This is a genomic window from Prolixibacteraceae bacterium, from assembly GCA_019856515.1.
Taxonomy (GTDB): Bacteria; Bacteroidota; Bacteroidia; order Bacteroidales; family Prolixibacteraceae; genus Halosquirtibacter; species Halosquirtibacter xylanolyticus.
Genome location: CP082230.1, coordinates 4,400,744 through 4,415,771, shown reverse-complemented (window position 1 = coordinate 4,415,771; position 15,028 = coordinate 4,400,744). Strand labels below are relative to the sequence as shown.

The following is a 15,028-nucleotide window of genomic DNA, read 5'->3' as shown; positions in this document are numbered from 1 at the left end:
TTATTGTTTTGCTCTTACTTGAACAGATTCGACTAATATGTTCTTTGTTAAAACGGTAACGTCTTTTCCTGCAGGAACGGTGAACACAGAACGTACTCCTATTCTAACTTTGGCTTTTCCTTCAAATTCAGGAATCATCACTTCTGAAGTAGTCATTTTTAGACGAACAGGATCAAAGACAAGTGGATAAGCATTCCACACTGTTGTCGAAGGGTCCCCTGTATAATTATCTGTTACAACCAATTCAAAACGCAATCCTTCGAATACACCCCAGTTATGAGTATACTTCAAAATAACCCTAGAGTTTTCTGAATCAACCAACTTCACATTATAGTCAAATAGCAAATAATCTTCCTGCACACTACGATTAGGAATCATGATGGCGAAACTCTCTTTTTTTGAACCTACTTTTTGGTTCCAAATTCCCCAACCATGCGTCCATCTATGATTTGAAGACTGAAATGGCATAACTGTACTCGTCGGTTCATCAACACTGAAAGAGATCATATTTCCTAGATCATTTTTTTCTTTACCGTAAGAAACCTCATTATATGGAGTAAAATTCGAATTTATAAGTTCTAAATCAACTGCAGGAGCAACAGTAACAGTAACCACATTTTCAAATGTAACAGCACCTGCTTCATTTGTTGCAATAACAGATAGAAGATAATTATTTTGAGCAAGTTTATTCCCATCTGCTAATGAGATAACACCAGTATTTTTATCAATAGCAAACTCAGAAGGTGTCCCTGCAGCAAGTGAATAAGTAATAGGATTAGAACCTTCTATCTTTGGAGTTGTTGAAGAGAATGCCTTACCCGGTTTCGCTTTCTGGACTTTCTGAATATAGTCAAGATTCGAAACACCATTTGTAAGAATTTGGAAAGTAAATCCATCCTTAAAAACAGTTTGAGCTAACTCTACAGGATTTGGTGTTACAATAGTTTTTCCATCATCTTGAAGTTCCATGGTTAAGTCATTTCTAAAATTCTTCACCATAATTCCGATAGAATAATCACCCGGAAGCAGATCATTTGTTCCTTTTAATATAATAGATCCATTGATAGAATCTACTACAATATAATCAGGAGCACCTAGATCAGTCTCTCCTGAAGTAAAGGAGCTAAAATAATACTTAACAGACTGTCCTACTTCTGTATTAAGATAGGCTTTAGATGTTTCAAACCCATTTCCTTCGAAGACATCACCGACACCAGAATAGGTTAATCCATAGGGATCTTTATTAGTTTTGTCATTATATTGATAAGTATCAGGTGTACATGAATACACAAATAAGCTCAATAAAAACGACATGAAAACAAAGGTCCTGAGAGTCTGTAGTCTCATTAAATTTAGACACATAAATTTGTTTTTTTAGTTAGTTACGATCAAATACATCCGGAAGTATTATCCGCCGGCTTTATTGATGGCTAAGTTAACAATAAGAACACAACAGAACAATACAAGTAATACAACAGAACAACACAGACCAGATTAATCAATTGATTATGAGTAAACTAAAAAACAACAACAAATAACAAATGGACAATCACATCACTTTTTTTGTATTTTTAATGTACATTAATTCAAATTGGTAAATAATATTTGCAAACAAAAAAAGGGGCTATACATCAAAATGCATAGCCCCCCTGTATGGAAGATAAGAATAATCAGCACTCGTAATTATGATGCCGGTTTAATTCCAATATTAATATTTGTCTCTTTTTGAGGAGTTGGAAGTATCTCTAGTTCTTCTTGGTAATTCTCACCTGATCTTAACAACCACTGTTGGTTCTTATTGATAGGCTCATTAACCATAAGTTCATTCAACTCATCAAGTTTAGTCTTATAAAGTCCCCAACGAATTAAGTCATGACGTCGTACACCCTCAAAACATAGCTCGCGATTACGCTCATCAACAATCTCATTAAAGAAACTAGTTTGATCTCCTGTAACAGCTGGGTCTAAGTTTGGAACACCAGCACGTTGACGTATTTGATTAACAAAAGGAATTGCTTCAGCAAGTTGATTCTTTTGAATGTGAGCCTCAGCTATCATTAATAATACATCAGCATAACGAAGAACAGGGAAATTAATTCCAGTGAAGTTTTTATCAATTGCTCCAGACTCAAGTTTCTTCATCGGCAGTGAACCATTAGGAATTTGTTTCCAAACAGAACCTTCAATACTCATATAGTTATGTGTAGATAATCTTACTTTGTTACCCATAGCATCTAACATATACATGTATCCAGTACCATCATCACCAGTATTATATGTATCATTAGGCATCATCTTATAACAAACATATAGTGTTTTGCTTTTTCCTGAAGGCTCTTCAACTTTCTTACGTTCCATACGCAATACTCCATCTTCCATTTCATCAAAGCTCACTCGACGAAATTTACCTGGGTTACGAGTATAATTATTTCCAATGAATGAAAACCCTTCAGTACGCTCAGTTGTATAGATAACTTTTTCGATTTGCTTCTCTCCATTTACATCAAGTACAGGCTCATTGGTATCCGGATTGGTCACAAAGATAGTATCTAGAACATTATTTAACCCAACTCTAAAAGGAGCAACATTCCAAATAAAACGCTTATCTTCATTAGCATCACCAGTTGATTTTGCATAATCATAAGTCAATGATAAACCTGCATAGTTATAAGCATATGCATAAGGATCAGTAAGACCTGAAAGAGATACTTGTACCCCGTTCATGTTACCAATTCTACCATGCTCATTAACACCACCAGCACGTAAATTTTCAAACTGCACTTCAAAGATCACCTCTTCATCACTAAGATCGCCCTTGATTTCATTCAAGAAAACCTGCTTATAATCACTTAAAAGTGAATACTTTTTGTTGTTAACAACTTGCATACCATAATCGATAGCCTTTTGGTAACATGCATCTTTTGTAAAATCAGCATATTCACCTCTCTTAGCATCATTTTTCACGCCTGCAATTGTAAGGTAGACACGTTGTAATGTTCCTAAAGCAGCCGACTTAGTAATACGACCAACTTCATAGTTTGTATCATTCTTAGTTAATCCATTTGCAACGGTATACTCAAGATCAGGAATAATAACATCTTTATAGATATCCAACACCTTAGCTTTTGCCATGGTAGTCTCTTGCGTAGAACCACTAAGTACAGGCTTTGTTCTCATAGGAACTTCACCAAACCAACGAACCAAATCAAAATAAAAGAAACCTCTTAAAAAGCGAGCCTCTGAAAGAAAACGTGCTTTTGATGATTCTGAAATAGTAGTTGAAGTAGATATCTTCTCAATAAAAACATTTGCAAGGTTGATTCCCTCATACAAAGTACGATAAGTATCTTCAACCTCTTTTGTTGAATTATTCACTGTAAACAACGGAACATTCCAAGAGTTATAATTTCTTGAAAAAACCATTGCATCCGTTCCACTTGTAAAACGACATGACAAGTAATAACCATAAGTATAATCACTACCTAGAACACTATAAATACCAGCTAATGCTAGATTAGCTTGGTTATCGTTTTGATAGAAGTTGTCCAGCTTAATAGTAGAATAAGGATCTTTATTAAGAAAGTCTGAACAAGACTGAAATATTGTGGCTGTCATTAAGACAAAACCTACAACTATATATTTTGATAATCTTCGCATGATCACAATAATTACAAATTAGTTAAGATTAAAATCCTAGTTCTAAACCAACAGTAAATGTAGCACTTGTTGGATAAGCTGAATAATCTAATCCTGGAGTCAATGCACCATATTTTCCGACAGAAACTTCTGGATCATAACCAGAATAGTTAGTCCATGTATAAAGGTTCTGACCCGAAGCATAGATACGAGCTTTTGAAAGCTTCATCTTCTTCAACATCTTTTTGCTAAAACGATACCCTACTGAGATAGTTTTTAATCTCAAGAAAGACCCATCTTCTACAAAACGATCCGAAATATAGTTACCTGTAGGAGGAGCTCCATATACGTTACCATCTCTAATGATATTTACGTCTGCATTAGGATTAGGATTAGATGCAGAATAACGTCCTGCTACCGATGACAAATAGTTATAGTTTGTCTTTGTTCCTGGTACTTCAAGGTCAACACGGTTTGCATTTAGAATTTCATTACCAGCAGACCATTGGAAGAAAATTGAAAAATCAAAGTTCTTATATGAGAAGTTATTCGTAACACCGCCAAAATGTTTTGCTTGAGCATTACCAATTACAACACGGTCTTCGTTATCAATTGTGCCATCTTCATTAACATCAACAAACTTAGTTGACCCAGGAGCAACAGCAGCACCGTTATCAGCAATACCATCCTTCAATGCATATTTACCATTCACCATATTGAAATCATCTACAGTGTAAACACCATCAGATTTCAATCCATAGAATTGACCTACAGCTTCCCCAACACGAGTTATATACTGGTATTCGGCAACCTTAAAACTCCAATCAGGATTTGTCAACAACTCTGTTTGTCCATCATTAAGTGCCACACACTTATTTCTGTTAAAAGAGATATTTAAATCTGTTGTCCATCTGAAGTTTCTAGTTTGAACATTGATTGTATTAATAGAGAACTCCATACCTTGATTCTCAATCTCACCAACATTCTTATAAGTCTTCTTAAAACCAGTACTCGGAGCCATGTCTGCATTTAACAGAAGATCCGTTGTATTTTTCTTATACCAATCTACTGTAAGCTTAACTTTCTCATCAAAGAAACCTAAATCTAAACCAACTGTTGTTTGTGTAGTTGTTTCCCAACGAATATCTTCACTACCAAGATTCGTAAATACAAGACCTTTATCATAAGTACCATCGAATACATAACCAGACTCAGCAGTAGCGTTCATCAGATTGTATGCAGCAAAGTCTCCAATCTTATTATTACCGTTTTGTCCCCAGTTAGCACGAACCTTTAAGTTCGAAACTACATTCTGATCTTGCATAAAAGGCTCCTGAATTAAACGGTAACCGACAGATGCAGATGGGAAATATCCCCATTTATTATTACCAGTAAAACGAGAAGAGCCATCAGCACGAACAGTACCTGAGATCAACCACTTATCCTTAAAGCTATAATCAATACGTGTAAAATAAGATAACATGGTACTACCTGTCTTACTAGAAATAGGAGCAGGGAATGTTGTACCCATACCTAAATTATTTGCACCTAAGTCATCAATAGGCATATTTGCACCTGATGCTTTCAAGTAATCAGAAACGACATACTGTGCTTCCTCACCAAGAAGAACATTGAATTTAGAGTTTCCTACATTTTTATTGTAGTTCAATGTGTTGGTATTACTCAAAACATATTTATGTCTTGACTCGATGTAACTGTTAATTCCATTTACACCTCTACGTCCTTGATATGTATCATAACCAAATGATTTACTTAACTTACGCGTATCAACAACATAACCACCAACTGTCTTAAAAGTCAATCCTCTAGCCAAAGTCAACTGATAGTCTACGTTTGCACGGAAAGCATCAATTTGATAACTACGATCTGTATTATTTAAGTTCTTTACTGGATTAAATCTCAAATTGTTTCTATCATCCAAGTCAATTCCCTCTTCTAAACCATCATCAATTACTGGTTTCACAGGACGGAAACTTAAAGCATCACGAATAATACTCACACGATTATTTCCCGAAACCGTCTCTCCAGTTTGATTGGAATGCGTATAGTTAAAGTTAAGACCAATCTTAGACTTATTGTTGAACTTATGGTTCAATCTCAACTGTGAGTTAATCTTCTGGTAACCAGTATTGATCATCGTTCCATCTTGATCGACAAAACTAACTGATGCATAGTGACGTGTATTTTTATTACCACCCGAAAGGTTCACATTTGCATTCTTGATATAGGCCGTTCTGAAAATCTCATCTTGCCAGTTTGTACCTTCAACATCTTTATACAACTCAGGGTCAACCCAATGCTCTTTAAAGTTATCAACATAAGTTCCACCTAATGCATAAGCAACCTCTTCTTGCAACAATACAAAATGATATGGATCCATCACATCCAAACGACGTGGAATCCACTGAAGCCCTGCACTTAGGTTTACATTGATACGAGTTGGACCTACTTTTCCACCTTTTGTAGTGATTAAAACAACACCATTCGCAGCACGTGAACCATAGATCGCAGATGCAGCAGCATCCTTAAGGATACTCATACTCTCAATATCATTTGTAGAAAGAGATCCTGGATCAAATGATTCCATCGCGATACCATCCACAACATACAAAGGTGTATTATCACCTGTTACAGAGTTACCTCCACGAATCACAATCTGCATACCTTTACCTGGAGTACCATCTGAAGCAGTTACCTGAACTCCTGACATACGACCTGCAAGAGCCTGGTCAAAGTTTGCAACAGGAGCCTTAACAAGCTCTTCTGCCTTCACAGTAGCAATACTACTTGTTACATCCTTTACACTCTTTGTTCCATAACCTACAGCAATCACTTCTTCAATTTGCTGCACATCATTCTCTAAGGTAACATCAATCTTTGATTTGCCTTGTAAAGGTACTGTCACTGGTTTATATCCAATGAATGAAAATACTAAAGAAGCCTTTCCTTTAGCTTTAATGGTATAGATACCATCAAAATTGGTAATAGTACCAGTTGTCGTTCCTTCAACAACTACAGTTACACCAGGAAGAGGTTCCCCCTGGTCATCTTTTACAACTCCTTTTACAACTCCCTTTTGGGCAAAACCAACGAAAGAGAGCATCATAAAACAAAGAAGTCCGATATATGATAATCTATTTATTTTCATAATTCTATAAATAACAAACGTTTAAGTCTTAAAAGAATAAATTACTTCTTACCTTCTACTTGTACTTTCGTAATGAAATAATTACGCGTCATGTTTTTCAACTCATTCTTGTTATCTGTCGCAGATACATGGAAAGCAATAAAAACTTTCTTTCCAGCATATTTCTTCAACGAAATCTTCTGGCTCTCTGCTTTTTGCATTTGATGAAAAACAGTAAAAGGAAGTGATTTCCAGGTTGCAGACTCTACATCTCCATTAAAATCAGTAGAAATCATCACTTTAAAATCATTTGCTTTATCACTACCATAACGTGAGTAGTAATCCAAAACCAATGACGGTTTTTGAACTCCATTAAGGTCAATAGCGTTTGTTACCAACCAATCATCATTTTGAACTCGGTTACAAACGAAATTCAAACATTTTGCTCTCTGGTCTGTAGCATCTTTACACTTCCAAACACCCCAAGCTTTTACCCACTTCTTGTTATTCTCCTGAACCCCATCGCCCTTAAGACTATAAGCGGTAAAATTACCCAACGTCGAAGCTCCTTGAACAAGTTTTTGTGCAGCAATGTTATCTTCAAACACCACTACGTTTTTCTTTGCCACTGCAACATTCAATGTAAATAGGAATATTGCAATATATGAAATGATATTTTTAGTCATAACCTATAGTTTACATCGTTGCTTTAACTACAAAACTCTTAATCCAAACATTCTTAGTCAAATCGGTAAGTTTCTTTCCTGGAGGTAATACATATTTCACTTTAACTCCAACAGTAACTTCTTGTCCATCAAAAGCGGATAGATCAACATTATACTCAGCATATGTAGATTGTGGATCAACCAATGGAACATTGATAGAAGTCCAAGTAGCTGTAGATGCATCTCCTGCAAAATCAGTACTCACAACAACATCAAATGTAAAACCATCAAGGATACCATACTTATGTCCAATTTCTAAAATCGCTTTTGCTTTCTCTGCATCTACAAAACTAACTTTGTCTGTAAATAACATGTAATCTTCTTGTAACGATTTAAATGGTCTAAATTCAGCAAAATGGAAGGTCTTGCCATCAGCGTCTTTCTGATGCCATAGACACCATGCAGATTTCCAACGTTTGTTTGACTCTTGCGAAGGGATAGTTGCATCAACACTAATAGAGGTCATATTTGGTAAATTGAATTCATCCACCGCATAGTTCTTACTATTATACTTCGGTATCATCAACTCTCTAACCACCATTTCAGTTGCAGGCGCCACCTTAACAGTAATAACTTCAGGAAATTCTACAGAACCAGCATCATTTGTAACTTTAACACTTAGCTTATAATCTGCTTCAGCCAAAGTGTGACCATCAGCCAATGAAATAACCCCTGTATTTGCATCAATCACAAAATCCGATGCATGAGTACCATACAATTCAAATGTTGCTGGAGCAGTACCTACGATAACAGGTGTAGGGGAAGTAAAAAGTTTTCCAGGCTTGGCACCAACTAAATTTGGAGAATAAGTTAGTGACTCAATAAGTTTAGAAAGAACAACAAAAGTAAGTCCTTCCTTAAACACTACACTATCGACTAGTTGTTTTTCAAGACCATATGTACCATCCTCTGCTTGGATCGCAATATTATCATATGTTCGTACTTTAACAGCAACAGCATATTTACCTGGTTTCAAATCATTCTTTTCACTTAAAGTGATCTCACCATCAAGTGTGTCAATTTTGAAATGAGTTAATTCACCCATATCAACACCATCCTTAATCCAGCCATCTAGAAAGAATTCTGGTAGAACATTAGAAGGAAGAGTTACAAAAGCCTTTGACGAAACAAAAGCATCTCCCTCTGGAAAATCAGGAATAGCAACATACGATAGATCCACTGGTTTTGAACCATACCTATCATCATATGTGTATTCATCTGGAGTACACGAAGACAAAATACCTACTAACAATATTAACATTGCGAAGTATTTACGTATGATCGCCTTGAATTTAAACGAAAACATAAATTATCGATTTTTAGTTAGCCTTACTTAAAAAATTCACACAAAAACAAAAACAAGTCAGACCTTTTGGTTTGACACGATAAATATAAATAGTGTACACCTAATAGAAAATGTACTAAATGTACGCGAACAATCAACACATTAAATAAACACATTGATAATCAACAAACTACACGGTCAACAAAACATAAACAATGAATAATTTGACACTTTTACCGAATGATTATAGGAAAAAAACAAATGCAGATAAATACATTGTTAACAGAAGAATATAGATAGTAGGTACAATCAAGAATTATCAATAGTGGCTATGATTCAATCATTTGTAAGGAAGAAGGATTCTAAGGAAATAAAGAAAGAAAAGGTGATTATGAAAACAAATCGGTCAAGCAATACGTAATATTAACCGAAAAGTGGTTAATATTAAACATATCCAAAAGAGCATACAAACATAATTTTATATTTGACATGCTTTAATTTTATTAAATATTCAAAGGTAATACAGATATACTCAGACGACACTTTTATCGACATCACACACAATATAAAGCATTACTCAGAGTCACTATTTACGACAAATTGCTTTGCATATTTCTTTGGAGGAACACCGAAATGCTTACTGAAACATTTACTAAAATAGCGAGGAGTGGAAAAACCTACAGTATATGCAACCTCAGAAACATTCATTCCTCTATTGGTACGCAACAAGTGTGCTGCAGTCTTCAACCTTGTCGACATAATAAAATCATTGGGAGTTTGTCCTGTCACACCTTTAATCTTATCATATAAACTCGTTCGACCTAGACACATCTCACGCGCAAAATCGTTTACACTAAATTCATGATTATTAATATTAGCCTCCACTACTTCTCTAGCACGCTTAAGTAGATCCTTATCTACATCATTCTTTGCCAATATCTTGGTATCAAATTCTGGATCAGACGAATATTGTCTTTGCAATGCACTTCGCGTCAATAATATATTATTGATTTTTTTAGAGAGCATCCCAACCTCAAAAGGTTTCACGATATAATCGTCAGCTCCGGCAGATATCCCCTCTTCATAATGCTCTCTTGAGTCTTTGGCTGTCAACAATACAATTGGAATATGACACAAAGATTCATCTTGCTTAATCAATCGTGTAAATTCAAAACCATTCATAACGGGCATCATCACATCACTAATAATAATATCAGGTCTGTTTTCCATCACCCACTCATAAGCTTCTTTTCCATTACCCTTAACGAAGACATTAAAATAAGATGACAATGTCTCTTGAAGCAGGTCTCTTAACTCTTTATTATCGTCGACAACTAATACCGAAGGTTTTTCAGAATCCTCTATAGGTTCTTCAACATCCTCTTCTGTTTCTTGCTCCGAAAGCAAAATAGGCTGCTGAACAATATCATCTTTCCACTCTTTAAGAAACTCACCGTCACCATTACAAGCATCCAACTTCTTTGGAAAAACAACTTGAAAACATGATCCTTCACCAGGATTACTCTCCACAGAGATCTGACCACCATGCGCCTCGATTAAACCTTTAACCAAAGAAAGTCCGATTCCTGTTCCTCCTGTATCCTCACCTTCTACGTGGAAATATCTATCAAATATCTTATCTATATGATCTTTTTCAATACCAAGACCATTATCAATAATTTTCAACACAACATTATCTGCTTCAGAAAAGACAATAACTCGAATTATTGCGTTATTAGATCTATACTTAAACGCATTAGACAATAAGTTATGAACAATCTTCTTAAACTGCTTAGGGTCGATACAACATGCAATATCAGCATCATTAGCGACAAACTCATAACGTATATCGTTAATGATAGCATACTGCTCATAGGCATCAAATACATGCTTAACAAAAGAGACAAAATCAACAGACCTTCTATGTACAGTCAACACCCCAAGCTCTTGTTTTCTGAAATCAAGAATTTCATCTACCAGATATGTCATTCTCTGACAGTTTCTAAATGCAGAGTTCAAGGAGCGCTTATCCCCATCGATCAATCTATCATTGGATAGTACCTTCTCTATTAAGCCAGAAATAATGGTCAATGGCGTTCTAAACTCATGAGAGATATTGGTAAAAAACTGTAGTTTATTAGCATTATCATTCATCAATTTCTCTGCATCTAACTTCTGCTGCTCTAAAGAGACCTCCAAGATAGACTTTCTAACCAAAACCAAGTGAACACCATAAAGAGCCAAAACCAAAAATAAGAAGTATAATAAATATGCCCACCATGTAGCATAAAATGGAACACCGACAACCACGACAACCGAATCCATATACTTCAAATCAGAATCATTGGCTACACGCACTTTAAAGATGTAGTGACCAGATGACAAGCGATTATAAGTCACTTTATCGAGATATGTTGCTTGAACCCAATGATCATCATAACCTTCGAGCATATACTCAAACTCTGGCCTAAACGATTTTATATATTCAAAAGAGGTAAATGAAAAAGTAACTCCTGAATTTTGATGAGCAATCTTAATTTTATCTTTAAAAAGTAAAGTTTCATGAATACCTAAAACACCGTCTGATTCATCCACTGTACGAATCATAGCCTCTGTAATAAGCACTTTTCTTTTACTCTTAGTACGAATAAGGTCTTTCTCCTTAAATGACACCAAACCCTGTATTCCCCCAACATAAACTTCACCATTGCGAGTAACACACAAACTCTTTTCGTTAATCTCTCCTAGAGGAAAACCTTTTCCATGATCAAAATTAGTAAAACGACGTCCTTTCACATCCAATCGACTAATTCCATTACTTGTCGCAACCCACAGAAAGCCATAACGTGATTGTGCCACGGTAAAGATAAAGTCACTTGAAATTCCATCTTTCTCCTTATTGAAAATATCAAAACCAGAACCATCCTCTAGATAACGACATAATCCTCCTCCTGACGTTGCAATCCAAACCCTACTATTATTGTCCTCATATACAAACGGGATATGGTTACTTGGTAGACCATAAGGATTTGATTCATCCACCGTAAAATGATAAACCTTAGCCTTAGACTCATCATACATAAAGAGTCCATTGCTCTCAGTAGCTGCCCAAAGTCGATCTTTTGAATCAACCATCACATGAAGTATCGTCCCCAAAACGGCAGGAGAGCCGGGAGTGCCACGATCAAGAAAAGATGTAAACTCATCTCTATTCTCATCCGAGATAAACAAACCTATTGCATTACCAACAAGAATTCTTCCCTGCCACTCAGCAATAGCAGACACGGAATTATGTTTTAAACCACTGTTCGACGAATTATATACTTTAAAAGTTTTCGTCTTCATATTCATTCTGTTCACCCCTCCATTATGGGTTCCAACCCAAAGTTCTCGGTTATGATCAAAAAACAGCGCTTTAATATTATTGTGTGAAATCGAATTTGAACTACTATTATGAATAAAGTATTCAAACTTCCGAGTTCGTGTATTGTATAAGTTTAAGCCACCACCTTCTGTGGCGATCCATAGATTCGGGCCACTTCCTTGCAGTATATCGCCAACTACCCTATAATTTATTGAAGTATTCTTTTGTTGATTTGGCTTAAAATACTTAAAAACAGTCAACCGTGGATTATAGATATTTACGCCACCAAAATATGAACCAATCCATACACTTCCTTGCTTATCAACTAAAATTGAATAAATCGAATTATGACTTAATCCATTTGGATCTAAATCAGACTGGTAATATACATCAATCTTATTATTGGACGGATTCCAAACATTCAATCCATAAAAAGTACCAATCCATACGTTTCCTAGCGGATCTCTACAGACAGAACGTATTGTATTGTTTGACAACGGATACTTCTTAGACTTTTCATGAAAATGCTTTAGCACACCATGCTCAGAAAGCAAGTAGACCCCATCAGAAGCTGTACCGACCATGTAACTTCCTTGATAAGCCATAATCGAAGTAACCTCTTTATTCAACATGACTTTGACCACCTTACTATTGGGATCATAACATAACAAACCATACTGACGAGTCGCCAACCACAACCGCCCTTGTTGGTCCATATATATCTTATTCAAGACAAAATCTGGATAGCCAGGAATAGAAACCCTATTCACATTACCTGTATTCAAATCCAACACTCCCAACCCAAGATGATCACCAATAAACAATGTATTACTATCAAGGTAAATAGTCTCACAATGAGGCACTACATAATTATAGAATCGTTCCTCTTTGTAACGAAATACAGAAACACCTTGCTTCACTAACACATAAAGATCACTACTCTCCTTCGATGCAATGATCTGCTTCACATTCTCTCCCAAGACAGAAGTAGAATCGCCTCTTAAGTGATGATACTGCTTAATCTCAGTCCCATCGTATCTATTAAGTCCATTTCTAGTACCTAACCATATATACCCCACACTATCCTGTTCCATTGAGATAACAGAAGACTGTGTTAATCCATCAGACACATTCAAATGCTCGAAAATATGATTCTGAGCATAAGCAGTCTGAAAGATCAGATATACAATACTTAATATGAATAGTAGTTGGATGCGCATACAGAAATTATTACAATTCTTTGTCTAGGCTACTAAAATAGTGCTTTCCGTACGAATTCACCTTGAATTGACGGAATGGTTCTTTTTTTTTAAACATTTTAAACATATGAAAATTACATAATCATTATTCTCAAAGTAAAAACATCATAAAAAGAGTCGATTAGTTAGGTCCATATAGAGATATTAAGTCAAAAAATCACTCACTCTCAGAACAAGAGACAGTTGTAAAAAACATATAAAATTACAATATATGGATAAAAAAGAGGGCTATGTATTTAAACACAGCCCTCTTTATTCTTAACCAATGGTATATTGAATTACTCTTTAACCAACTCTAGATTCTCATCTAGTGGAGTCAATTTTGGCAACAATAAGTGAATTACCAATAGAATAATTAGATATAACGAAGCTGCAACAGCAAACATTACAAAAAAGAATGATTTACCAGCACCATCTAACCCTTGTCCTAAAGCAAAATCGACGATCATACCAGATACAGCACCTACCATACCTCCAATACCTACAACTGAAGCAATCGCTTTCTTAGGCATTACATCAGAAACCAAAGTAAATAGGTTGGCTGACCATGCTTGATGTCCACCTGAAGCCAGAGCAATCAAACAAACCGCAATCCATACATTACTAGTTAATGGAGCAAAAGCTACTGGCAGAATACACAACGCACAGATCAAAAGTGACAGTTTACGTGCTGCATTTAAACCAAATCCTCTATTTATAAACATCTTTGAAAGATAACCACCACCGATACTTCCGATATCAGCAACGACATAAATCACCACCAAAGCACCACCTAGCTCATGCATATCCTTAAGGCCAAAAACCTCTTTAAAGAAGATAGCACTCCAGAACATAAAGAAGAACCATACAGCATCTGTAATTTTACCTATAGCAAAAGCCCATGTCTGTCTCAATGGTAGAACACTAGACCAAGGTAACTTCTCTACTGGCTTATCATCAGTCTTCACCTGGCAATCATGGTTAATATATGCCAACTCCTCAGCAGACACTTTCGGATGATCTTCTGGCTTTCTGTACATCCTTAACCAAACAATTACCCATGCAATACTAAAGAATCCTGTAATAAGGAAGGCATACTGCCAATTCTCTCCTGTTGCTCCTGCAACCAATGGCACTGCAATAGGAGCCAATACTGCACCTACGTTTGAACCTGCATTAAAGATACCTGTAGCAAAAGCACGATCTTTCTTTGGAAACCATTCTGCTACAGTCTTAACTGCAGCTGGAAAGTTACCTGCTTCTCCAATTCCAAGACCAAAACGAGCACCGATAAAACCTACCAATGCAAAAGCTGGCTGAATTGCAGCATGCAACATACCGAAACAACTCCAGATAGCAATTGAGATTGCATATCCAATACGTGTTCCAAATCTATCGATGATACCTCCCATCGTTAACATACCAATGGCATAAGCCATCTTAAAAGCAATGTTAATGTTAGCGAAGTCGGTATTTGTCCATTGAAATTTATCCATCAAGGTTGGTCCTAAAACCCCCATGATGCTACGGTCCATATAGTTAATTGTCGTTGCAATAAAAAGCATCGCCAATATTCGATATCTATACGTACCTTGTGGTTTAGTAGTACTCATAACTAAAAGTTAACTGTTT

The 15,028-nt window shown here is 35.8% G+C and carries 7 protein-coding genes; all 7 read right to left on the bottom strand.

All coding sequences use genetic code 11. The features are described 5' to 3' along the window. Entirely contained in the window at positions 1–1,362 is a 1,362-nt protein-coding gene (locus K5X82_16150) for a cadherin repeat domain-containing protein (GenBank protein QZT36760.1), read from the bottom strand. A gap of 321 nt (positions 1,363–1,683) precedes the next feature. Beyond that, positions 1,684–3,657, bottom strand: a complete 1,974-nt coding sequence (locus K5X82_16145; protein ID QZT36759.1) for a RagB/SusD family nutrient uptake outer membrane protein — start codon at positions 3,655–3,657, stop codon at positions 1,684–1,686. A 28-nt stretch (positions 3,658–3,685) separates the two neighbouring features. Then, positions 3,686–6,805, bottom strand: coding sequence for a TonB-dependent receptor (locus K5X82_16140; protein QZT36758.1), 3,120 nt, complete (start codon positions 6,803–6,805; stop codon positions 3,686–3,688). Positions 6,806–6,846: 41 nt separating this feature from the next. Then, the gene (locus K5X82_16135) at positions 6,847–7,470 is read right to left on the bottom strand and encodes a DUF5017 domain-containing protein (GenBank protein ID QZT36757.1); all 624 of its coding nucleotides are present in this window, start codon (positions 7,468–7,470) and stop codon (positions 6,847–6,849) included. Between the two features lie 10 nt (positions 7,471–7,480). Next, a complete protein-coding gene (locus K5X82_16130) occupies positions 7,481–8,815 on the bottom strand; it encodes a DUF4958 family protein (GenBank protein QZT36756.1) in 1,335 nt (444 codons plus the stop codon). A 552-nt stretch (positions 8,816–9,367) separates the two neighbouring features. Then, positions 9,368–13,378, bottom strand: a complete 4,011-nt coding sequence (locus K5X82_16125) for a response regulator (protein ID QZT36755.1) — start codon at positions 13,376–13,378, stop codon at positions 9,368–9,370. Positions 13,379–13,695: 317 nt separating this feature from the next. Then, on the bottom strand, positions 13,696–15,009 hold the full coding sequence (locus tag K5X82_16120; GenBank protein ID QZT36754.1) for an MFS transporter: 1,314 nt from the start codon (positions 15,007–15,009) through the stop codon (positions 13,696–13,698). Positions 15,010–15,028 lie beyond the last annotated feature (19 nt).

What these genes read in the sequence shown, in the direction of transcription:
- K5X82_16125 (QZT36755.1), bottom strand. Translation starts at nt 13,378, where the DNA reads ATGCGCATCCAACTACTATTCATATTAAGTATTGTATATCTGATCTTT.
- K5X82_16120 (QZT36754.1), bottom strand. Translation starts at nt 15,009, where the DNA reads ATGAGTACTACTAAACCACAAGGTACGTATAGATATCGAATATTGGCG.
- K5X82_16145 (QZT36759.1), bottom strand. Translation starts at nt 3,657, where the DNA reads ATGCGAAGATTATCAAAATATATAGTTGTAGGTTTTGTCTTAATGACA.
- K5X82_16130 (QZT36756.1), bottom strand. Translation starts at nt 8,815, where the DNA reads ATGTTTTCGTTTAAATTCAAGGCGATCATACGTAAATACTTCGCAATG.
- K5X82_16140 (QZT36758.1), bottom strand. Translation starts at nt 6,805, where the DNA reads ATGAAAATAAATAGATTATCATATATCGGACTTCTTTGTTTTATGATG.
- K5X82_16150 (QZT36760.1), bottom strand. Translation starts at nt 1,362, where the DNA reads ATGTGTCTAAATTTAATGAGACTACAGACTCTCAGGACCTTTGTTTTC.
- K5X82_16135 (QZT36757.1), bottom strand. Translation starts at nt 7,470, where the DNA reads ATGACTAAAAATATCATTTCATATATTGCAATATTCCTATTTACATTG.